At 38.5% G+C, this 23,907-nt stretch carries 14 protein-coding genes and 1 riboswitch; of the genes, 10 read left to right on the forward strand and 4 right to left on the reverse strand.

The window, feature by feature from the left end:
* The first annotated feature begins 165 nt into the window (after positions 1-165).
* The 4 genes from G466_RS0120245 to G466_RS0120260 all read left to right on the forward strand — a co-directional run bounded on the left by G466_RS0120245 (position 166) and on the right by G466_RS0120260 (position 10,804).
* On the forward strand, positions 166-7,857 hold the full coding sequence (locus G466_RS0120245; protein WP_205622060.1) for a T9SS type B sorting domain-containing protein: 7,692 nt from the start codon (positions 166-168) through the stop codon (positions 7,855-7,857).
* 2 nt (positions 7,858-7,859) lie between these two features.
* The gene (locus G466_RS0120250; protein ID WP_026815245.1) at positions 7,860-8,858 is read left to right on the forward strand and encodes a PorP/SprF family type IX secretion system membrane protein; all 999 of its coding nucleotides are present in this window, start codon (positions 7,860-7,862) and stop codon (positions 8,856-8,858) included.
* A gap of 191 nt (positions 8,859-9,049) precedes the next feature.
* Positions 9,050-9,559 carry a peroxiredoxin family protein gene (locus G466_RS22905; protein ID WP_084419039.1) on the forward strand — a complete coding sequence of 170 codons (510 nt, stop codon included), beginning with the start codon at positions 9,050-9,052 and terminating at the stop codon, positions 9,557-9,559.
* Positions 9,560-10,804: a hypothetical protein gene (locus G466_RS0120260; RefSeq protein WP_026815246.1), complete on the forward strand. Its 1,245-nt coding sequence runs from the start codon at positions 9,560-9,562 to the stop codon at positions 10,802-10,804.
* Between the two features lie 71 nt (positions 10,805-10,875).
* On the opposite strand, the gene G466_RS0120265 is transcribed toward G466_RS0120260, so the two are convergent.
* Positions 10,876-11,436 (reverse strand): DUF1572 family protein, encoded by a 561-nt coding sequence (locus G466_RS0120265; protein WP_373296565.1) that lies wholly within the window; start codon positions 11,434-11,436, stop codon positions 10,876-10,878.
* A 190-nt stretch (positions 11,437-11,626) separates the two neighbouring features.
* Positions 11,627-11,855: riboswitch (cobalamin riboswitch) on the forward strand.
* A gap of 101 nt (positions 11,856-11,956) precedes the next feature.
* On the opposite strand from G466_RS0120265, the gene G466_RS22910 reads away from it, so the two are divergent.
* From G466_RS22910 to G466_RS0120285, 4 genes are read left to right on the forward strand one after another with little or no spacing between them, the layout of a single operon-like run.
* Entirely contained in the window at positions 11,957-14,008 is a 2,052-nt protein-coding gene (locus tag G466_RS22910; RefSeq protein WP_084419022.1) for a TonB-dependent receptor plug domain-containing protein, read from the forward strand.
* 30 nt (positions 14,009-14,038) lie between these two features.
* The gene (locus G466_RS0120275) at positions 14,039-15,196 is read left to right on the forward strand and encodes a YncE family protein (RefSeq protein ID WP_026815248.1); all 1,158 of its coding nucleotides are present in this window, start codon (positions 14,039-14,041) and stop codon (positions 15,194-15,196) included.
* Between the two features lie 12 nt (positions 15,197-15,208).
* Positions 15,209-16,768, forward strand: coding sequence for a PKD-like domain-containing protein (locus G466_RS0120280; protein ID WP_051315811.1), 1,560 nt, complete (start codon positions 15,209-15,211; stop codon positions 16,766-16,768).
* 42 nt (positions 16,769-16,810) lie between these two features.
* Positions 16,811-18,364, forward strand: a complete 1,554-nt coding sequence (locus G466_RS0120285) for a DUF5074 domain-containing protein (protein ID WP_026815250.1) — start codon at positions 16,811-16,813, stop codon at positions 18,362-18,364.
* Between the two features lie 287 nt (positions 18,365-18,651).
* On the opposite strand, the gene G466_RS0120290 is transcribed toward G466_RS0120285, so the two are convergent.
* Complete coding sequence (locus G466_RS0120290; RefSeq protein WP_026815251.1) at positions 18,652-18,909, reverse strand: hypothetical protein; 258 nt, start codon at positions 18,907-18,909, stop codon at positions 18,652-18,654.
* Between the two features lie 109 nt (positions 18,910-19,018).
* Here G466_RS0120290 and G466_RS0120295 point away from each other — a divergent pair, with 109 nt between their 5' ends.
* Positions 19,019-19,762, forward strand: a complete 744-nt coding sequence (locus G466_RS0120295; protein WP_026815252.1) for an SOS response-associated peptidase — start codon at positions 19,019-19,021, stop codon at positions 19,760-19,762.
* 87 nt (positions 19,763-19,849) lie between these two features.
* On the opposite strand, the gene G466_RS0120300 is transcribed toward G466_RS0120295, so the two are convergent.
* Both G466_RS0120300 and fabF read right to left on the reverse strand, forming a co-directional pair.
* Positions 19,850-20,662, reverse strand: coding sequence for a DUF6503 family protein (locus G466_RS0120300; RefSeq protein ID WP_026815253.1), 813 nt, complete (start codon positions 20,660-20,662; stop codon positions 19,850-19,852).
* Positions 20,663-20,739: 77 nt separating this feature from the next.
* Positions 20,740-21,981 (reverse strand): beta-ketoacyl-ACP synthase II, encoded by a 1,242-nt coding sequence (gene fabF, locus G466_RS0120305; RefSeq protein WP_026815254.1) that lies wholly within the window; start codon positions 21,979-21,981, stop codon positions 20,740-20,742.
* 1,031 nt (positions 21,982-23,012) lie between these two features.
* Between fabF and G466_RS0120310 the strand changes: the two genes are divergently transcribed.
* Entirely contained in the window at positions 23,013-23,891 is an 879-nt protein-coding gene (locus G466_RS0120310) for an SDR family oxidoreductase (RefSeq protein ID WP_026815255.1), read from the forward strand.
* Positions 23,892-23,907 lie beyond the last annotated feature (16 nt).

Raw genomic sequence — 23,907 nt, forward strand, 5'->3', positions numbered from 1 at the left:
CTAGTCTAGTCTTACCGATAAAAAGCAATGATTCACCCTTTCAATAACTTCTCAATACATCAGTAAGAAAAGTTTTGCAAAATGTAGACCACTATTATTCAGCACCGCGTATTTTGGTTTACATAAAAAAAGTAGTATAAAACCAATTCATACAGGTTAAACAAAGTGGGTCACAACACTTATTTCACGTTTCACAACAAACCGAAGTTTCCGTACAACATAACCCAAGATTATAGCAATATACTTTATATCCTTACCGTTATAGAGTCTTTTCCTACAGTTGGTAAAAATAGCATTTTATATAACGCTATTATAAAAGTAAAAGAGTCGATTATCATGATGAAAAACTCCATAAAATTAGTGCTTTCCATATTCTTGTTAACCGCAAATATATGGAATGGAAATGCTCAGCTTACTACTAATATAGAAAATTCCAGTTTTAATAGCTGCGGAGCCAACTTACCCACTAACGAACTAAATCTTGGTAGTTTAGTTCTCACAGAAGCCGTGGCAACAGATTTTAAAAATGGCACTTACTCTTTTTTTATAGAAGCACCCTCCACTTTTAATATTAATGCAGGTGCAGCCCCTAAAAATGGGAGTGACCTTACATCGGTTTCTGTAATGCAAGATCCTAATGACACATCCAGATTAAAAGTAACTGTTACTGCAAATGCCCAAACTTCCTTAGACGTTATTACAATAGATAATGTTCGCATACAATTAATTTCGCCTGAGACTACAACAGACGGGAAGTTAAAATATAGTCTAGACGGCAATACCAATAATATTAACGGTTTAGAGGATGGCGATGTAATTGCTACTGTTGGGTTTACCCCATTAAATGGTGGAAACGGAGTAAACCAACAGGTTTGTGCCCTTTCTAACGTACAAGCTATTGGTATTACAGGGTCTAATATTACTCAATCTAGAAATTATGTTTGGGAAAAGGAGATAGACGGCACCTGGACTACTATTACAGATTCCAATTATGAAACCTTACCTCTTACTATTGCCAATGTAACCAATGGAATAAACAAATATAGACGTTCAACCATCTTTAATCTATATGGGCAGTCCTGTACCCAAGTAAGCACCCCGGCAACAATTACCATAAATCAAATTACTCCTGGCCGTATTACGCAAGGAGCCTCGCAAACCATTTGTACGGGTGAAACTCCTGAATTGCTAAGCACCCCTGGCGCAGGTGATTTAGCAGTAACCCCGGGTGGTGAACATAGCTATCAATGGTATAAAAATGATTCGGGATCTTGGGAAGAGATTTCCAACGCTACAGAAAACTTTTATCAGCCCCCCGCCTTATCTTTTACTACCTCCTATAAAAGAAGGGTAACCAACGTTTTAAACGGATTTAGCTGTTATAAAGAAACACCTTCTATCACTATAACTGTAAGCTCCTCAATTTTAGGAGGTACGGTATCTAATCAAAACATCTGTTCTCTAGATCAGCTCCAGCTGTTAACTGTTAATAATGGGGACAATGGAACCTATCAGTGGCAAAAACGCAATGGAGATAATTGGGAAGACATTAGTGGCGCTACCAACATAAGTTACAATGCTGCTAATAACCTAACCCCTGGAGTTCAAGAATTCAGACGAATTACCACTGTTTCTGGAGCCAGCTGCCAGGGTATTAGTACCGTAGCTACCATTACATATACCAGTTTCACTGTAGGAAGTATTACCGGTGCCGAAACCATTTGTTATAATCAGATTCCTTCTAAGTTAACCTCGGAAACTAATGCATCAGGATCTGGTTCCATTTCCTACCAATGGGAACAATTTGATGGCAATGGATGGATGGTTATTTCCGGTGCCAACAATGCGGAATACCAACCTACTGCACTTACACAAACTACGCGATACAGAAGACAGGACAAAATAGAACTAAACGGACATAACTGTTTCGATTATTCCAATGAAATAGAAATTACCGTTCTCCAAAAAATCCTGGGAGGAACTGCTAGCTCAGATCAAACCCTTTGTAATGGAGAATACCCTGAATCAATTACTGTAATCAACGGCACTCCCCCTGGAACCAATATTACCTACCAATGGCAATCTATGACTACCGGGAATTTTACCAATATTAATGGGGAAACTAGTGCTACTCTTAGTTTTGCCAATACTCTGGAGACTACTACCACCTTTAGAAGGCAAACTATAATATCTGATAATAACAGTGTCTGTTACGAAAATTCTACAGAAAGCACGGTATATATTAACCAGATAAGTGTTGGAACAATAGGAAACAATCAGGATGTATGTGAGGGACAGCAGCCAGCTACAATTATTGCGCTAGGCAAAACAACAACGCCTGGAAATTTAACCTATGCCTGGGAAGCATCTACGGATAACGGACTGAGTTGGTCAACTATTCCCACAGCTATAGGAACTACCTATACACCAGAAATCCTAACGATTTCCACTAAGTTTAGGCGGAAAGATTCAAGCACATATAATGGCACACTTTGTACGAAAAATACTAATGAAGTGGTTATTAACGTAGCTGGAGCAATCTCTGGCGGAGAGGGATCCAAAGATCAAGTGGTATGTGAAGGCGAAGCTCCTGAAAGCGTAACCATTGTTAATGGTACCCCTGCTGGAACAGGTATAAACTTCCAGTGGTATTCTTCTATCGATAATATTAATTATTCAATAATTAAAGGTGAAACTGGGGAAAAACTAAATTTTGCAAATGGACTAACGAAATCTACCTATTTTAAAAGACATATAACCAATACAAACAATGGTTTTGCCTGTGAGGCATTTAGTACACCTACATTGGTTACTTTACTAAGTTTAACACCTGGAAGTATAGCAGATACTCAGACCGTTTGTGGCACTGAGAACATTCCTCCGCTTATCAGTATTGAGAATGCAACTTCTAATGGAACCATTACTTATTCTTGGCAAAGTTCCGCTGATGGGGAGATTTGGGAGGATATTGCCAATGAAAATCAACCAACCTATACCCCTAACAATTCTGGGGAAATACAAACCTATTATAGGAGGATTGCTACTAGTACCTTGGAGTTAACCACTTGTGAAGCCATAACCACGCCAATACTAGTTTATCTTAATAAATTTAAAGATCCAGAGGCTCACAGAATAACCTTTTCTTCAGGTGGAACAGGAAGCACCACTGTATGTAACGAAGGTGATCCACAGCCTTTTAGCGTGAATTTTCCGCTTATCGCTTCTGGTGAATTAACGCATCAATGGCAAATTTCCGCTAATAATATAAGTTTTACCAATATTGCTGGAGCCACCGATAGTTCTTATGATCCACCAATCGTAACTCAGGACAATTACTATAGAAGAATCACTACCTCTACTTTAAACGGCGTCACTTGTAGCCATACCAGCAACGTTCTTCTAATTTTAAACGGTGGAAATGCTACGGGAGGAATCATTGGAACAACTCACGCCAACGGAAGTAACGGCACAAATGAAGAAGTGATCTGCAAAGGGGATATTCCAAGTGAAATTGAACAACTGGAAGCTTCTACCGGAGATGATATTATTACCCATAAATGGTTTGCTAATGGTAGCTTAATACCTGGAGCCACCAATGTAAACTATATTCCTACAAATCCGGTAAATAAAACTACAACCTATATAAGAGCAACTACCAACACTGATATTAATGGTGTAGAGTGCACTGTAAACAGTAACCCTATCACTGTTTTGGTACCACAGGCCGATAACCTAGGTCCAGACATCACTTTATGTTATAATGATACATTACCCCCTTTGGGCAACATTAGCGCCATAGAAGGGCTCCCTTATTTAAATTTTCAATGGTACCAATCTAATGACAACATTGTATTTACCCCAATTGTAGGGGCAACAAATGCCACGTATTCACCTGGGAGCGTCCTATCAGCAGACAAATATTACCGTAGGGATTACCAAGCTACTGTAGATAATATTATATGTGGCCCTTATGTACAAAGCAATGTCATTAGAGTTTTCATTAATGATGTGGATGGAGGTACTATTTATGGAGATCAGAAAATTTGCTTTGGGGACGACCCTAGCTTATTGGGAAGTACGGTTGATGGAACTGCCGACGGAGTTCTAAAATATCAATGGTATTCCTCTGTTGATAACGCAACTTGGGGGCTAATAAAGGGGGCAATTAACGGTACTTATGACCCTAAACCTGGCAACTACCCAACAACTTATTTTAAAAGAACCACTATATCAACCCTCAACAGAGTAGTATGTAAGGAAGATAGTAATGTAATAGTAGTGCAAGTTGCAGATGAACTATTACCAGGCACTCTTAGCAACGATCAAACTATTTGTGAAGGCAATGTCCCAAACACCTTATCTGTTTCTGGAGCCAGCAATTTTCCGGATCAAAGTTATAAGTGGTTGGTTTCTATAGACGGTAATACTTGGACCGATACTGGTGCAACTACTGCAACCTATACCCCACCTACGCCTACCGAAACAAAATATTACAAGCGAACGATTACTAGGACTACATTAGGTGATATAACCTGTACGGTAGAAACAAATCCGGTTAAAATATCGTATAACGTGGTTAATGCTGGAATAATAGCCGATAACCAATCTGTTTGTATGGGCGACCAGCCCCTTGCCATAGTAGAACTTGAATCTGCTATAGGAGCAGGTGTGTTAACCTATCAGTGGTGGTCCTCAGAAGATAACCAAACCTATAATCCGGTTACCAATGCCAAGCAACCAAACTATACTCCGCCTACTACTTTAACAAAATCTACTTACTATAAGAGAGTAGTCACTAGTACCTTAAACGAAGTAGCTTGTTCTGATGAAACATCACCTATTTTAGTTACGGTTATTCCCTACCCCTTTATAAATAATGATTTAATAATAGCCAATGACATAACCAACGTTAGTTGCTTTGGTGGAAATGATGGAAGCATAATTATCCCAAACGACAGGATTACGGGTGGAAATAGCGCCCAAAAACAGATTAATACCATCTCTCTTTTTGGAAATCCCACTCTAGGCAATAAGTACAGCCTAATAATAAACGGAATTGCTTATGAACATCAGGTTACCTTAAACGGTATTAATCAGCCTCAAAATAACAATGAAGTTGCCGCTGCCCTTTCACAAAAAGTAAACATTGCCTCAGGAGCCAAAATGAGCGCTGTAAGTGCAACCGCTAATTTCAACGAGATTATAGTAACCGCTAAAGTAGAAGGCATTAGCTTTACGGTGTATGCTAGTACAGGAAGCGACTCTAATGTAAGTGCTTCCAATGTACTTACCCAAGCGAATGGAGTTGCCAATACATATGAATGGACGAAAGTTGGGGATCCAGATTTTACCACATCAACCCTTAGTATAAGCGACTTGCAAGCAGGAGTATATCAATTAGCGGTTTATAACGAATTCTGTGGTACTACCTCCTTGCCTTACCTAGTGTCCGAGCCAGAGAAATTAACGCTTACTATTGGCGATACTTGTAATACGGTTATTACTGCGAATAGTACTGGCGGTGTTGCGCCCTTTACTTTTACATTAACTAGGCCAAATGGTACCACTATGGTGCAAACGTCTAACAACCCCAATGTAACCTATACCGATTTAACAGGCGGTGCCAACTATACGGTTACTGTACAGGATGCTTCTTGCGATGTTTCTGTATCACAGGCTGTTACTCTGCCCATGGGGTTGAATTTTGATGAAGCATCCATAGAAGTGAAAAATGTGAGCTGTTTTGGTCAAAGTGACGGGTCAATAAGCTTAAACATTGGCACTACCACAGTTACTGGCGGATTCCCTCCATATAATTTTAGCTGGACGGGCCCCAATAACACTACTTATACTACAGAAAACATTAAAAATTTATTGCCAGGTGTTTACGTTCTGTCCGTTACAGATCAGATTGGATGCTCTACCACTTATACCGCTAATGTGGCTTCTAAAGGGATCTTGGAATTTAGTAGTGTGCAGGTAGTAAATGAACAATTACAGTGTGCTGGAGATTCTAATGCCGAAATTAACATTCAAATTAAGTCGGACCCAAGCAGTCAACTACAAATAAACTGGCTTAAGAATGGTACTAGCTATGCCACCAACACAACCCACATTAACCATTTAGGTGGTGGTACTTATGAGGTAGTGGTAACCGATACAAATAGTGATCCCAACGCCCCATGTACTATCCGAAAGACATTTTCAATAAATGCTCCCGAAGTGTTCGATGCTTTTGAAGGGGGATCAAAGAGTACAAGTTGTTTCGATCTAAATGTAGGAAGGTCATTTACTATAAGGGTACAAGGTGGTACTGCTCCCTATCAATATACCTTAGATAATGAAACTGCGGTACTATTTAATACCAAGGAAACCACTATAAATGGTCTTAATAACGATAGTCATATAATAACTGTAACCGATGCCAATCAATGTAAAGTAAAAAGCTTTCGCTTAGATGATTATCAAGCATTGACTTATACGGGAACCAAGGATGTTACCTTAGCTCCGTGTGAAGTAGATTATGATTTTGTTTTAGATACCAACTTCGTAACGGGTGGTACTCCTTTTATGGACACCAATAATACTCCCTATTACTTATATGATTGGACAGGTCCCAATAACTTTATTGCCCAAGATGTTACCAGCTTTACAGCTATTCCGGGCACCTATACCCTAACTATTACCGATAGTAAGGATTGTACATCACAACAAATCCAGTTTAACTTTAAAACCGCCTATGCTCCACTTGTAGTTAATAAGGATATAACATCGGTAAGTTGTGGGTCTACAAAAGATGGCGCTATATCCATTGCCGTTAGTGGCGGATCTAGACCTTATTCTTTAATCTGGGAAAAGGAAGTAGCTGGTAACCCTGATCCAGAATTTGCAACCATAGGACAAAATATAACCCAGTTGAGTAATTTGGAGGAGGGAAGATACAGACTCACCATAACCAGTTCTATTGATGGATGTACCAAGGAGAATCCCTCTTATTACTACAGAGAAATAATCCACATAAAGAAAACCGAGTCCCTAAAACTCTTGGACGGCCCATATTTAGATGAAGCCTTATGCTTAGGAAATCCGGGGAAAATTTCAGTATCGATTTTTAATACTCAGGGTGGCGATTTAAGCTTCTACTATAACAACGCATTAATGCCATCGGTAAAAACAGGCGCAGACACCTACAGCATTCAAATTGCAACTCCGATGGAGAATGCCATGCTAAACGTAGTGAACGATCAGGGATGTGGGTTTATACTCCCCATAAGTACTGGAGTAGCAGAACCCGTATTTAGTTATAATTCTGCTGAATTCGAAATTACCGGTCTCTTATTGGCTAAAGAAGAAATAAGATTCAGCATTAATAGTGAAGGGTATAGTAGAGCAAGGTGGGATTTTGGTGACGGTACTCCTGTTATGGATATAAATCCGAACATTGAAGGCTCTTTGGTTTCACATAAATACAGCTATCCCGGTAAGTTTATTACTGCCCTAACCCTTTATAACGAACAGGGATGTAGTAAAACAGTACAGCAGACCTTACAGATTGGTAAAGGCTTTGATGTAATGTTCCCTAATGTATTCTCTGCCAATGCCGATGGTATAAACGATTATTTCCAGGGAGAGTTTACAGGACTAGCATCCTTTACCTTCCAAATTTTTGATATGTGGGGCAGCCTAGTTTATAGCGTAGCCTATGACTATAACAATATGCCGGTGAACTGGGGTTGGAACGGAAATTATAGTACTGGGAAACCCTATGAAAATAAATCATTCCGATACTTGTTTATAGGGACTACCAAAGAAAATAATCAAATCACAAAAACTGGCGAAGCCTCAATATTAAGATAGCGATGAAATATAATAATCTATTAACCTTTCTGTTTATTATACTATCGGTTGGGACTTACGCTCAGGAAAAATATGTGCATAATCTCAGCAAGGTTCCCGCCTCCCTAAACCCTAGTTTTCATGCGTTTAAGGATAAGACTAGAGTGGGTGTTTTAGCTGAATTTGCTGGTCAGAATCAGGGCGCACAATCCCAACATAAATATGCCTTTGGTTCTACTGCTTTTGAGGAGTATAACTTTCAATTGGGTGTAGATCTTTTCAATAACAACCTCAACAACGAAGGATTTAAATATACTTCGGCGGCCATTAGTTATATGTACAGATTGAAACTCCCAAACGACTGGTTATTGTATCCCGGTATTACAGCGGGCTACAGTAACTATAGATACAATTTTAACAATCTTACTTTTCAGGATCAGATCAATATTTTTACTGGCCAAATAAGTGCTAACACTATAGACCCCATTACCGCATCGGAAAATGTTGGTTACTTGGATATGGGCGCTTCGGTTTTAATGCATAATGATATTAACATGCTATTTGGACTTTCGATGAAGCATTTAAATCAGCCGAGAATATCCTCAAAACAAAGTGATAACAACGTTAATTTAAATATGCTTGTTTCTGGGCAATTTGGGTACGAGCTAGATATTAACAAATACGGGCAGGCGAAATTACCGGAATATTCCTACCTCTACCTTTTTAATGCGATATCTGTTCAAGGTCCCAATACCCGATTAGACTTTTATCAAGATGTTACCCTAGGTAATTTTAGTATCGGAATTAATGAGCATGTAAATTTTATGGAAGATATCACTTTTACAGAAGTTGGGTTTGCCACTAGTTTAACATTGGAAACTTTTGAATTTGGACTAAACTATAGATTGCCTTTTGGAGCCGAAGCCAAACAGTTTATACCAAATTCCCTAGAATTATTTCTAGTGTTTGATATCTCCCGTTTTAAGGAACGCAGAAGATCTAATTACAGTAAATTTTATTAGGAAGTTTAAATAAAGCTGGTTAGAGCAGAGGTCTTAAATCGCTATACTAATCATTTACTTACTTTGAAACAACTTAAGGCATATAATTTTCTAGAAAAAACACACTATATTGTAGCCCAAAGCCTCTCATGAAAATAATAAGTCAGATTATTTTTCATAACTCTGAAAGGCTCCAAACTGTAAAAATAGGTATGAAAAAGACCGTATGTTTTTTGATCATTATTACCCTTTTTATTTCATGCAAACAAGTATCTAAGCAGAAGGAAAACCCCGAAACACCTTCTGCGGCTTCAATAGAAGCTCCTATTACAACTTCCCTATATGAAGATTTGGAGGGCAATCCAATATCGTTATCCGATTATAAAGGAAAGAAAATACTACTCAATTTTTGGGCTACTTGGTGTAAACCCTGTTTAGCCGAAATGCCATCCTTATTAAAGTCCCAAACCATTTTGGAAAAGGAGAACTTTGTATTCCTATTGGTGTCCGACCAATTGGTTAAAAAAATCAGCAATTTTAAAGAGAAAAACGATTATAATTTTAATTATATCCGGACTACCGCTGCACTTTCGCAATTAAATATCTACGCCCTACCCACCACTTTTATTTACAACGAACAAGGGGAAAAAGTAGATGAAATTACCGGAGCTGTAGAGTGGGATTCCGATCCTATTATTACCAAACTAAAAAGTATCCAATAAATGCGCCCCTATACACTTATTACCTTCCTAGCCCTTACTATACTAATTAGTGCATGCAATAACGGTGAGAAAAAAGCTAAAAAGGATTCTACTGACAACCAGCAATTAGTACATTCTATCCCATCTCCAGCGGGCACTGAGAGTTCCTTACCCTCCTTGTTTACAGATAAAAACATAGCAATGCTATCTTGGGTAGATAAGGTGAATGATTCTACGGTACGTTTAAATTATTCTTCTCTTTTAGATGGAGTTTGGCAGCAGCCAAAAGAGATAATTCAGGGCGAAAATTGGTTTGTAAATTGGGCCGATTTCCCTTCGATTACCGCTAGCAACGGGAATTTATTATCGCATATCCTTAAAAAGTCGTCCCAGGACACCTATTCCTATGATATAAGAATAAATGTACTGCCTGCGGGAGATTCTATATGGAGCAATGATCTCCCCTTGCATACGGATGGCACCGAGTCTGAACACGGTTTTGTTACCGCATTCCCTTACCAAGACAATTCTTTTTTTATTACTTGGCTAGATGGTAGGAATACTGTGGGGCACGGACATGGAAATGAACATGCTGGTGCTATGAGTCTTAGAGCTGCTGCGGTTTCTCCCAGTGGAACGGTAAGCAATGAAGTGATGTTAGACGATAGTACTTGCGATTGCTGCCAGACAACTGCCGCCATAACCAATAACGGCCCAGTAGTGCTTTATAGAGATAGGTCCGAAGATGAAATAAGGGATATTTCCATCACTCGATTAGTGAACGGGGAATGGACTGCTCCAAAAACTATATTTGATGATGGGTGGCAAATTAAGGGATGTCCTGTAAACGGACCTAAAGCCGCCGTTATGGGTAATTCACTTGGTGTAACTTGGTTTACTGCAGCCAATAATGAACCTAAGGTGAAAATGGTATTTTCTGCGGATGGTGGGGAACATTTTGATGCCCCAATAATAATTAGTGACAAGGCCCCTATCGGTAGAGTGGATATTCTTATGATTGATACCAAAAATGCCATTGTAAGTTGGATGGAAAACACAGAAAATAATGCTCGATTAATGGCGATGAAGGTGAACAGTTCCGGCAAAAAATCGGATCCCATTGTAGTAGCTAGTTTGGGAGCTTCCAGAAATTCTGGTTTTCCTCAAATGGGGCTTGTAGAAGATAAGATACATTTTGCTTGGACCGATGTGAATGACGAGACATCTACAATAAAAATGGCCTATACATTACTTGATAGTTTTTAATCCATTAAAAGTATAGAAACTCGATACTACTTTTTAGTAAACTAAAGTCTAATCTACAGGTGTTTCTCTTGCTACTTAAGATCATCGGAAAAATGACCGCCGTGCCTCCCTTTGGAAAATTTCTTTTTATTAAAATCGAGTGAATTCCCTTTGGGGATAGAAAGGCTTTTCCATTCGTTTCCCCTAATCATTCGGCCTATATAAACTAGTTGTCCCACATGATAGGCATAGTGGGCTAACTGCCTGTTTATGGCTTCTGAAACCGTATGTGCCTGATTCCTGATATAAATTATAGTATTAAAATTATCCTGGTCAATTGAACTCAGTGCATACAATACACATTGCCATCCCTCATTCCATTTAATGAGCAGTTCCTCTTTTGTTCTAATTACATCTTCAAATTCCATGTCGCGCTTTCGCCATTCTTTTTCTCCATCAGAGATCAGGAAGTCCGTCCATCTAGATTTCATATTTCCCCATAAGTGATTTACAATTATAGCTATGGAATTGGACTCTTCGTTATACTGCCAAAAGAGGTCCTTTTCTTCCAATTGATCAACCGTTTTTTCTCCTAGAGTTTTATAATACTCCATCTGCTGAATGCAATTTCTGAGGTAATCTTGTTCCATCATAATTTCTGATTTAACTATTTAAGTGTAAGCACTATACAATCCGTTCGACCTATCGCCCTGCTTATATAAATTTAACAAAATAGACTGATATTCAATGGGTTATTTGTAATCAATTTCACATCAAGACTATCTCAAGAAAAGGGTTGTTGCATTCATCCTATAAACAGCTCTTTAATTATAAGAGTTTAATTACCTTTGCCGCTGCAATGGTTCAGCTACGCTTTTCGGTGTAGATGACTAAGAGGGAATCAGGTGAAAATCCTGAACAATCCCGTTACTGTAAGTTCCATGCAACATTTTAAACACCTCGATATAGGTATAGTTTCGAGGATTAAACTTAAGCCACTGCATTGTGTAATGTGGGAAGGCGGTTTAAAATGGGAATAAGTCAGGAGACCTGCCAATGCAATTATTTTTTAAAGCTTTCGTGGAATAAGGCTTTGAAACCAAATGCAAGTTACGCACCCATTTGATTTCATTTTTCCATTGAAGCTATTTGGTATTGATCAAATAGTTTTTTATGATTTTCTATAAACAAAATGGTTTATGGATAAGGGCTAGCATGCTTTTATTCATGATAATATTTTCATTCTCGGCAAGGACTTCCGCACAAGAATCCACTAGCAAATCCTTGGACAGTTTAGATACTGTAAAGGGCTATATCTTGGGTGAGGTGATTGTTACCAGCTCCAAAAATAAGGTCCAAATAGAATCGCCCATGCCCATGCAAATCCTATCGGGCCAAAAATTAGAAAAACTTAACAGCCTTTCTGTTGCCGATGCCATTCGGTATTTCTCTGGAGTACAATTAAAGGATTATGGGGGAATTGGGGGAATAAAAACCATTAACGTTCGTAGTCTTGGCAGTGCTCATACGGCAGTCTTCTATGATGGGATGAGCGTTGGGAATGCTCAGAACGGACAGGTAGATCTAGGTAAATATTCGATGGATAACATCGAAACAATAGAACTTTATAACGGACAAAAATCTACTATTTTTCAGCCAGCACGAGGCTTTTTCTCCTCTAACACGCTATTTCTAAAAAGTAGGACCCCCAGTTTCAAGAAAGGGGAGACACATCATATACGATCGGCCTTTAAAACGGGTTCATTTGGACTAATAAACCCTTCGCTCCTATATCAACAAAAGATATCTCCTACCCTCTCCCTTTCTAGCAGTGTAGCGTGGGTAAAGGCCCATGGTAGATATACCTATAGATATAAAAAAGAAGGAGGGTATGATACCACTGCCGTTAGACAAAATGGAGATGTAAATTCCTTCCGCGCTGAAGTAGCTCTCCATGCAAAACTTGAAAAAACAGGACAGGCCAATTTAAAGGCCTACCTGTACGATTCCGAGCGGGGGCTACCAGGAGCCATTCTTGCCAATAGGTACAACCATGTGCAACGCCAATGGGATCGCAACTTCTTTCTGCACGGTTCGGTACAAAATTCGTTCTCCAAAAAACACCACCTCCTTGGGAATATCAAATTTAGCAGAGATTACAATCGATATATAGATCCCGATTACAAAACTTTAGAGGGGGCGTTAGACAATAAATATTACCAAAACGAACTGTACGCTTCATTGGTAAACTTATATGAAATAAAGGATTGGTGGAAAGTTTCCCTAGCCACAGATTTCTCCCTAAATACCCTAAAAGCGAATCTTTATAGATTCCCCTATCCTACCCGTTACTCTTATTTGGTAGCAGCCTCTAGTCAAATGCAATGGCAAAGAATGGATCTCCAAGTCAATGTCTTGGGAGGCTATATAAATGAAGAAGTGAAGTATTACCAGCAGGGCGATGATCAAACTGTTATTAGTCCAGTGATTTCGGCCTCATTCCAACCCTTCTCTACTAATGGTTTCCGCATCAGAGCATTTTATAAAGAATCGTTTCGCATGCCAACCTTTAACGATTTGTATTACACCTTTATAGGAAATAGCTCTTTACGTCCCGAATTTACTACCCAGTACAATTTTGGAGCAACATGGAATATAGCGGCGGAAGGTATTTTACAAGCTACCACTGTACAAGCTGATATATACTACAATCAGATTAAGGATAAAATAGTAGCTATGCCATCATCTAACCTATTTAGGTGGACTATGTTAAACTTGGGCGAAGTGGAAGTCAAAGGTTTAGAGGTCAATACTAATTTAGGGTTTAATCTTCCAGCCTCGGTGTTTTTAGATCTGGGCTTAAGTTATACCTATCAACAAGCTATAGATATTACCCCTAATGGCACTACCTACGGGGATCAAATTCCGTACACCCCTAAACATAGCGCTACCCTAACCTCTGCCATCATTTGGAAAGATTGGCAAATGAACTATAGTTTTATGTATACCGGGGAAAGGTATAGTCAGAAGGCAAACATCCCCGTAAATTATATACAACCCTGGTACACTAGTGATATCGCATTAAACTGGGATGGAGAATTATTAAAAAAGTCGGTCAAAATTGGAGTAGAAGTCAATAACCTATTCAATCAATATTATGATGTAGTACTGCATTTCCCCATGCCTGGACGTAATTTCCGGTTAAGCCTATCCCTTGAATTATAATTAACAATCACAATAAATAGAGACACGCAGATGCTAAAAAAGTACAGAAATACCATTTTAATATTTATTGCCATCCTTTCCATAACGGGTTGCAGGAAGGACGATCTTATTATTCCTGAGGAAGAAGATATTTTGCCCCCACAAACCGTAACTACCACAGAAGGTTTTTATCTGTTGAACGAGGGGAATATGAATATGAACAAAGCCTCCTTGGATTATTATGAATATGAGACGGGCAAATATCGCCGTAATGTTTATGGACAGGCAAATCCCGAGGCTACATTAGGATTAGGCGATGTAGGCAATGATTTAGGTATATATGGGTCCAAACTTTACGCCGTAATCAACAACTCCAACAAGGTGGAAGTTATGGATGTGGAGACCAGTAAACGACTTAAGGTAATTGACGTGAAAAACGCAAGGGATATTACTTTCTCTAATGGAAAAGCCTATGTAAGTGCATATGATGGCGACGTACAATTAGGAGAAGATTCCCCAAACGGATTTGTCGCTGAAATTGACACCACCTCCTTAGAAATAAAACGTACTGTTAAGGTGGGTCGCCAACCAGAGGAGATGGCAGTAGTAGACAACAAGTTATACGTAGCTAATTCCGGTGGATATAGTGCGCCCAACTATGAAAGTATAGTATCAGTAATAGACCTATCCAGTTTTACCAAGATAAAAGATATTGATGTTGCCATTAACCTGCACCGACTAAAAGCGGACGATTACGGAGATTTATATGTAAGCTCCCGAGGAGATTATTTTGACATTCCTTCGCAGCTTTTTGTGATCGACACTAAAACCGGTATGGTTAAAAAAAGTTTTGATCTCCCTACTTCCAACCTTACCATAGTAAGGGATACTGCTTATATTATTGGATCGGAGTTTAGTTATGAAACCTTTGGTTGGAATAGTAACTATTCCATGATAAACGTAAAAAATGAAACGCTCTTAGAGGGTAGCTTCCTACTAGAATCCGTTAGTGAAGCCATACAAACCCCTTATGCCTTGGCGGTAGATCCATTATCCCAATTCATTTATATATCCGATGCCGGGGACTATGTATCCCCCGGAACGCTTTACTGTATCGATAAAACCGGAGAACTGAAGTTCACGGTAACCACCGGAGATATACCTGCACATATTGCTTTCAAATCAAAATCAACAACAATAAATCAATAATTATAATTAATCATGCGAAAATTAGTATTTGCAGTAGCTACACTACTGCTATTAAGCGGATGTTACAAAGATGACATCAAAGACCTTAGAAATGATATCTCTGCACTTAAGGATAGAATGGCACAATACGAGAACCTATTGGAGGTACTAAATAAACGTCTTTATATAGTTGATTACGAAACAAATAATAAAGGCTATATCATCAGTATGAGCGACGGTTCTAAATTAAATGTTCGCAACACCTCTTCCTTTATTGAGATTGGGGAGAACGGCAACTGGTATATTGATGGGGAAGATACGGGTACTCCGGCTCAAGGAGATGCAGGAGAAAGTGGAAAAGCTCCCGAAATTAGTATTGGGGAAAATGGAAATTGGATCATTAATGGGGAGGATACCGGTACCTCCGCTGCTGGCCAAAGTGGTAAGGATGCCTCAGAGATTACGGCAATAACAATGGCTGATGGTACTATGACCTTCACCTTTGCGGATGGCCGCACAATAACCATTAATGCAAGTGCTCCTCAAATTCAGTTACCCCAGCCTACCGATGGATTTGTTATAGACAAAATGCAATGGTTCCGTCTTCAGCCTCAAATCATAAATGATCAGGAAGCAACATATAGCTGGTCAGTAAATGGTAGTGAAGTTTCACAAGCTGCAGATTTGCTCTATGTTTTTGCTGATGCAGGGGATTACCAATTAAAATTTGCTGCCAAAAATGGGGTGGATGAAAATTCGGAAATCTTTACGGTTACCGTAAATGAGCAGAACTACGCGAACAAAATCACACAAGTATTCGATTATTTCCCTGCTCCCGGCCAGTATACCAATAAAATGCCAGCAGCAACTGCGGAAGACAATGATGAAACTATTAGAGAAAAAGTGGAAACGGCTTTGACAAACAATAGAATGATTTCACTTGGAGGCTATGGAGGTTATGTGGTTATGGGGTTTGATCATACTATCATAAATAAAGAAGGAAACGACTTCGTAGTACTAGGAAATGCCTTGCCAACTTGGGCAGAACCAGGTATGGTGATGGTTTCTTATGATGCTAATGGTAATGGAAAGCCAGATGACGAATGGTATGAGATTCAAGGTTCGGAACACCTCAAAGAGACTACCATCCACAACTACGAAATTACTTATTATAGACCAGAGACCGAACCAGAAAACGCTAGCGAACCCAATTATATTCGATGGACAGATAACCAGGGGGAAACAGGATATGTCTCCAAGAACAGTTTTCATAGACAAACCTATTATCCTACTTGGAAAGCCGACAGTATTACCTTTAAGGGTACGTTCCTAAAATCTAATGTAACCGATCTCTCTGGACAAGGCACTAATTGGGCTAATCCTGCTTATGATTATGGATATACAGATAATTGGGGCAATAACGATGAGAGAGGACAAATAGATATCAGTTGGGCAGTGGACAAAGATGGTGAAAGCGTAACCTTAGAAGGGATCGACTTTGTAAAAGTGTACACCGCTAATCGCAATCAAGGAGGCTGGTTAGGTGAGGTTTCCACTGAAATATCAGGATTTAGGGATTTGAACTTAGAGTAAATAACACAGAGGAAAACATAAAGAAATCAAACTATAATAAAAATGAGAAAATTAGCATCCTTATTCTTTTTTGCAATACTAATACTACTTACGGGCTGTAACAAAGACGACATAAATGACCTGAACAGTAAATATGATCAACTGTCTCAAGAACAACAAGCTTTAAAGAAAGAACAAGAGCAGCAGGCAGCGTTATTAAAAAACTACGAAACGCTACTTAATGCCCTTCAAAACAAATTAACAATAGATGCTGTTGAAAATACGGCTAATGGTTATTCTATTATTTTCTCCGACGGTAGCAACATAGCCTTAACCAATGGTCACACCCCTGTTTTTACGGTAGGAGATAATGGTAATTGGTTAGTAGACGGTGAGGATAGTGGAGTAAAAGCATCTGGGAAAGATGGACAAGATGGCGAAGATGGAAATAGTCCAGAAATTAATATAATAGATGGGTTTTGGCATATAAACGGCCAAGATTCTGGAATTAAAGCAGAAGCTACGGATGGAAATGATGGTTTAGATGCCCCAAGCATTACTGATATTGTGGTATTAGACGGAACTATGGTGTTTACCTTTAGTAACGACACACAAATCACTGTGCCCATGGAGCAAACTGCGACATTTGATTATTCTAACGGGATTTTCATAATCAATGAAGGGTGGTTTGGAAAGGAATCGGGGAGCATTACCTTTTTAAGAGATGGATCCAATGAATTGGAAACGAGATTGTTTTCTACTGCCAATCCGCAAGATAGTCTAGGAAATACAACCCAATTTGCAACCATCTACAATGAGCAAATGTATATTGTATCTAAACAAGGTGCCTTAGTGGTGGCAAATGCCAAAACCATGAAAGAAACAGCACGTATCCCTAGTTTTAATACTTTAGCCGGGGACGGAAGGGCTTTTTGTGGGGTTTCTGAGGACTTAGGATTAGTAAGTACTTCCAAAGGCATTTACAAGCTAAATTTAGATCCCCTTACTCTAGGAGATAAAATTGAGGGTATTACCGGAGAGGTTGGAGAATTATTACAGTACAGACAGTACGTGTTTGCAGTTGCTAAGGGTAAAATTTATGTTATTAACACCAATACTTGGACAATCGATAAAACGTTCGATAAAGGTAAAGGTGGATTGGTAGTTAGTAAAGATGGTATGGTATGGAGTGCTGATGGCAACACCCTTTTAAAAATAAATCCCCTCACCTTAGAAATGGAAAGTATAATAATGCCTACTGGTGTAAGTGTTGCTCACAACGCTTGGGCTTGGACTGTTAGTTCCTTAGCAGCGTCTAAACAAGAAAATGCCCTTTATTTCCTTAATGGTCTAAAGGTATATAAGTATGTGATAGGCGATATTACCTCTTTAAATTCGCCCTTGCTCACTCTACCCTCGGGCAGAATGACTTCTGGAGCTGGACTAAATATTGATCCTAATAACAATCAGGTGGTGATTACAACAATAGATGGATGGGGTGCTTCGGCAGCAAAAAATAATCTCTATTTTTATGATGGTACTACAGGTGCGATGAAGAAAAATATCTTCTATGAACACTATTGGTTTCCTGCACTAATCGTTTTCGCTGAGGAATAAGTAAATGCATGTTAGTAAATAAAAGCATTAAACCCTATGATTATGGGGTTAGTGCTTTTTTCGTAACTGACTTTACCCACAAAATGTTAAAAATTTAATGGGAAGCGTTAATTTTTTTCAAGGTCCCTTTTTGTTGAATAGTTTTGCAGATCGTAATTTACTGTTCTACAGTAAACGGCGAAAAAAACAGAAAAAGGGCGTGTAATTTCGGGAGCGCCCTTTTTTTTATTTATCAGCACTTCAATTACTAAAGGTCTTCTTAAACCACTTTTTATTTATAGCTGTTTTTATTCCATGATTACCCTTGTCCACCCAGCTTCAGGTAGTTCGTACCTATCCAATTTCATAACTTTTCTTTCCCCATCATAATATTTATATACTAGATATACACAGGCATCTGTACTCTCTATATAAAATAGTCCCAATCTTTTGGGAAAAGGTAAGCGCATCTGCTCACACTCCTTAGTTAATTGGTGTGCTCCTATTTCCATAAGGAGTCGCTTTATGGCATAACGATCATGATTTCGATATACTATATTCTTCATTTCTATTGGATATTATCCTAGTTTATGGATTTTATCCAAAATTAGTAATTTATTCTATTAAGGCTTCCTCTTAAAAGTTAAATTCTTAAATTAGAAAAAAACTAATGTAATGTGTTTTGGCACTAGGGTAATCACCTCCGTAAAAAGCTTGCAAAAATCTTATAATGTATCCAAGTTAATTGGCAAAGCACCTATTAATGACGATTTAGTATATCACCATGCCAACGGTTGGGCCCATCCTATAATGTGGATGATTCCCCAAGAAAGCAGTGAGCACATTACCCCTTCAATGTGGGGCATTATGCCCGCTAACGAAAATGGTGCCAATTATAAAAATTACTATAAGGAAGCCGCACGGTTTGGTGCGGGATTAAATGCGCGCTCCGAAAAACTTTTTGACCATTTTATTTATAAGAACAGTGCCTTTACTAAACGATGTGTTGTTCCTGTAGATGGATTCTTTGAACCCCATACCGCCCCTAAAAACTTTAAAATTCCTTTTTATTTCGAACGAAAAGACAAGTCCTTACTTAGTCTTGCCGGACTTTATACCACCACCAAAGACGGATTTAATACTTTTACTATCCTCACCAAGGAAGCCACCCCCCTTTTTAAAAAAATACATAATACCAAGAATAGGAGACCCGTTATCTTAAATGATGAAGATGTGCAGATCTGGTTAAATTCTGATCTTACTCAAAATAATATTCTTAGTGTAATGCAGAACGATATGGATGATGCCGCCCTCCACGCCTACCCTATCAGTAAAGACCTGTACAGTCCCAAGGTAGATTCCAACAGACCCGATATCATAAACGAGGTACAGTATGAGGAATTGAAAATTGATTATTGATTCGTTCTATAAAAATAGGGTTAAAATTAAAGTCCAACCCTAATTTAAATACACCACCACTTTACAAATAGTGGAAAAGAAAATATCCTACTTTCTAAAATCTTCCTTTGTTAAGCCATTCCCTAATTTAATATTGGTCCAGGTCACCTTTATCCATGGCTCATCGGTTATGTCAGCATTCCAAGTAGATTTTTTATATTTTCGTATTGTTGGCAATAATAGTCCATCAATATTTTCATATTCCAATTTCATCAAATACGGATTTTCTATCACATCATAATCAGCGACAGTAAAAAGAAATTGATCTACTAATTCGGTCTCCTTGTTTATGTAAAGCTGATATGTATCGGAAGTTTTCTTCCCGGCTATATCAAAAGTCACTTTTACAATGTCATATTCAACATCATTAATCTTTTCATCCCCTAAATACTCGTATTTCAGCCCCTTATCCATTAGTTTTTGCATCATCGTAAACCAATAGAAGTTAGTGGGTCTATTAAAGACTACTCCTTTTAATAGGCTTTCATCATTTAGGATATTTCCATTGTGCTTTAGCCAGAATTCGCTGCCATCAAAACCTTGCTCCACTAGGCCCTCAAGTTGGGGAAGAGTTCTTTCATGTTTATTATAGGCACCATAAGAAAGCTCTCCGTTAAAAAGATACTTTTCCGTAACTACATCCTCTTTTCCATCGGGAGTTAGATATGTGTACGTATATATCACGTCCTTTTTATCTAGAAGTTTACGGTAATCACCAACTTTCTGAGTCATGGCATACACCAACTGATGCCCTTTATTTTGAAAGTCTGTTGCGACCTCTTTTTGCAATTTTGTTTTCTCTTTATTGCCGCAGGACAGTAAGAAGACACTTAGAATAATTAGGAGTAAATTAATTTTCATGTAAGTTGATTTAAATTTATGTGTACTATCCATTGTTAATAGATCTGTTTTAATAAAATAACATGACTCGGAAAAAATTAAATCCCCTTAAAGATTACGGTTGCATTATGTCCGCCAAAACCAAAGGTATTGCTCATGGCAACCTTAACTTGGCTCTCAACTGCATCTTTAATAACTATAGGCATTGTTTTGGGAATTTTCGAATCAATTTCTACCGTATTAATGGTAGGAGGGACTATATTGTTTTCTATCGCTTTAATAGACAAAATTGCTTCAATAGCCCCAGCAGCACCTATTAAATGACCCGTCATTGATTTGGTCGCACTAATTTTAAGGTTATTAAAATTATTATTAAATGCTTTCTCCACGGCTTTCATCTCACTTAAATCTCCCACGGCGGTAGAGGTAGCATGCGCGTTTAAATAGTTCACCTCATCAGGATTTAACTTTGCTTCTTCCATCGCCAATTCCATTGCCTTAATTGCCCCTATGCCTTCCGGATGTGTTGTAGAGATATGGTAAGCATCATCGGTCATCGCAGCCCCTACGACTTCAGCATAAATTTTTGCGCCTCGTTTTTTAGCATGTTCATACTCTTCAAGGACCAATGCACCCGCTCCTTCTCCCATTACAAATCCGTCCCTGTCCACATCAAAAGGTCTAGATGCTAGTTGCGGGTTGCTGTTTCGGGTCGACAAAGCTTTCATTGCATTAAAACCTCCTATAGAAGCCTCAGTAATGGGTGCTTCCGAACCTCCTGTAATCATTACTTTGGCTTTGTTTAAACGTATATAATTAAAAGCATCCATAATCGCCGAGTTAGATGAGGCACAAGCGGATACCGCTGTATAGTTAATCCCCATCAATCCAAATTTCATTGCGATCATTCCCGATGCCATATTCACAAGCATCTTTGGAACAAAAAATGGATTAAAGCGAGGCTGTTTTCCTTCTTGAGTATAATTCATCACCTCATTTTCAAAGGTTTGCATTCCACCCTGACCAGATGCCCAAATAACTCCTATATCAAAAGGAGATAGGGATTCTAGTTCTAAACCACTATTATTGATAGCCTCAGCTGCTGAATAGAGTGCATATTGGGTAAAGCGATCACTTCGTTTTATCTCATTCCGCACAAGATATTTTTCTGGGGTAAAATCTTTAAGCTCAGCTGCAAAAGTAGTTTTAAACAATGTGGGGTCAAATTTGGTTATTCTAGACATGCCACTTTTACCATTGATAGCACTTTGCCATAATTCATCTACTGAATTTCCTATTGGAGTTAATGCTCCCAAGCCTGTTATTACTACTCTTTTCATATGTAGGTATTTATTGTTTTTTATAATGGTCATATCTGCCCGACTGCGTCATTCAGGCGGGTGCGATTCGCATATCTTCATTCGTATTTACGACTAGATTTAGGTCATGCTCTACGTTCAATTTCAAATATGGAACCTTTATCCCAATGTCGTTTATAAAACCACTTACTTTAATTAACTTTTCTATTAAGGGGCAAATTTAAATGAACCATTGTAAAAACCTGAATCTTTTAAGAATTAAGTCCCTCTCTAACTCAGGCCCGAGAACATAAACTTTAGCAAACATAATTTTGGTGATTTATAATAATATACTGTTTAAATGGCGAAGCGAAACTCCTTATCCGCAGAGGAGCGCAATGTAAATGCAACGATTTGCATTTGCAGCAAGGGGCCAGTTGGCGCGCTGGCCTTCGCTGCGGCTGGCTCCTCTAAACCAAGGTGTACCGTACCTTAGTTTATCAGCCCTGTTCCTTACTGTATGGAACCATACACCAATAAGAGAAAAACTAGGAATTTGTTACATAAGAGAATCCTCGTTTTACTTTATAATAATATATTCTTCAATTAAGACCAAAAGATATATTACCAATACCCTTAATCATGCGCAGGATCCAGTTAGTATTCTGACCTTAATTTATGTTACTCATAATTCTGTTTCAAATCCTATAAATACAATAGCAGAATGCCCTTTGTCTTTGCAAGGTTGTTTTTAGTTTATTTTGGATAAATATAAATATGTCTTCGGACAATGAAACCACGCTTTGGTCCTTATCCGTATTTAAGCAAGCTAATAAATGGTTTACTTGCATATCCTCCCCCTAGTAACCGCCAATTAATATTAAAAACAACCCTAAGGTTTCATCATATTCCAACCAGGTGGGTGCTGAAGTTTACCTTAATAAAGGTAAGTTCTCTATACAAACTTGGTTTATCATAATAATCAAAGAACGAACTGTTGCATTTTGCCATCCTGTCTGTTTTTAATCAATCTAGACAGGAAATAGGCGTCTATTAAGCAAAAAACAACCAATATGAAAACAGCATTAATTACGGGAACAAGTAATGGCATTGGCTTAGAAACTGCTCTTTCTTTTGGACGCGCAGGATACAAAGTATTCGCAACAATGCGGTATCCGAAAATGGCACATCATTTCAGGGATATAATCTCCAAAGAATCTTTAGACATCACTATTCATAAAATGGACGTGGACTCCAGTGATTCGGTGAAAAAGTGTATAAAACCAATTCTTGAAGATTTAGGCACTCTAGACGTACTCGTGAATAATGCAGGGGTTGAGCGCCATGGATCTGTAGAAGAACTTACCGTATCGGATTTCAGAACGGTTATGGAGACCAATTATTTTGGGGTATTGCGATGCATAAAAAGCGTGTTGCCAGAAATGCGTAAAAACAAAAACGGAAGTATCATAAATATTAGTTCTGTTGCCGGACATATTTCCAATAGCCCTTTAGGGGCTTACGCGGCAAGCAAATTCGCACTAGAAGCCGTAAGTGAAGCTCTGGCACAAGAAGTAAAGCCTTTTAATATACATGTGTCTATTGTAGAGCCTGGTATCATTGACACCCAAATGGCGAACAATATTAGTATTGCTGCCGGCTCAATTTACCCCCATTCCAAACGATTAGGTGGATTGTTCGCTGCATCCCTTAAAACTCCTACCTCCCCAACCTTAGTGGCAAATAAAATATTAGAGATTGCAAATAGTAAAAATTGGAAACTTAGACATCCCGTTGGACCAGATGCACAGCCCTTTTTAGATTGGCGCGCATCAATGACCGATGAGGAATGGATAGACTGGAATGCAGCCAATGATGAAAATTGGTATGCGGCGGTAGAAAATACGTTTGGGTTGAATGCTAGAAATAAGGAACTATCAATAGAATTATAACCATAAGAAACCCTTA

It is taken from the genome of Arenibacter certesii DSM 19833, assembly GCF_000429545.1.
Classification (GTDB): Bacteria; Bacteroidota; Bacteroidia; order Flavobacteriales; family Flavobacteriaceae; genus Arenibacter; species Arenibacter certesii.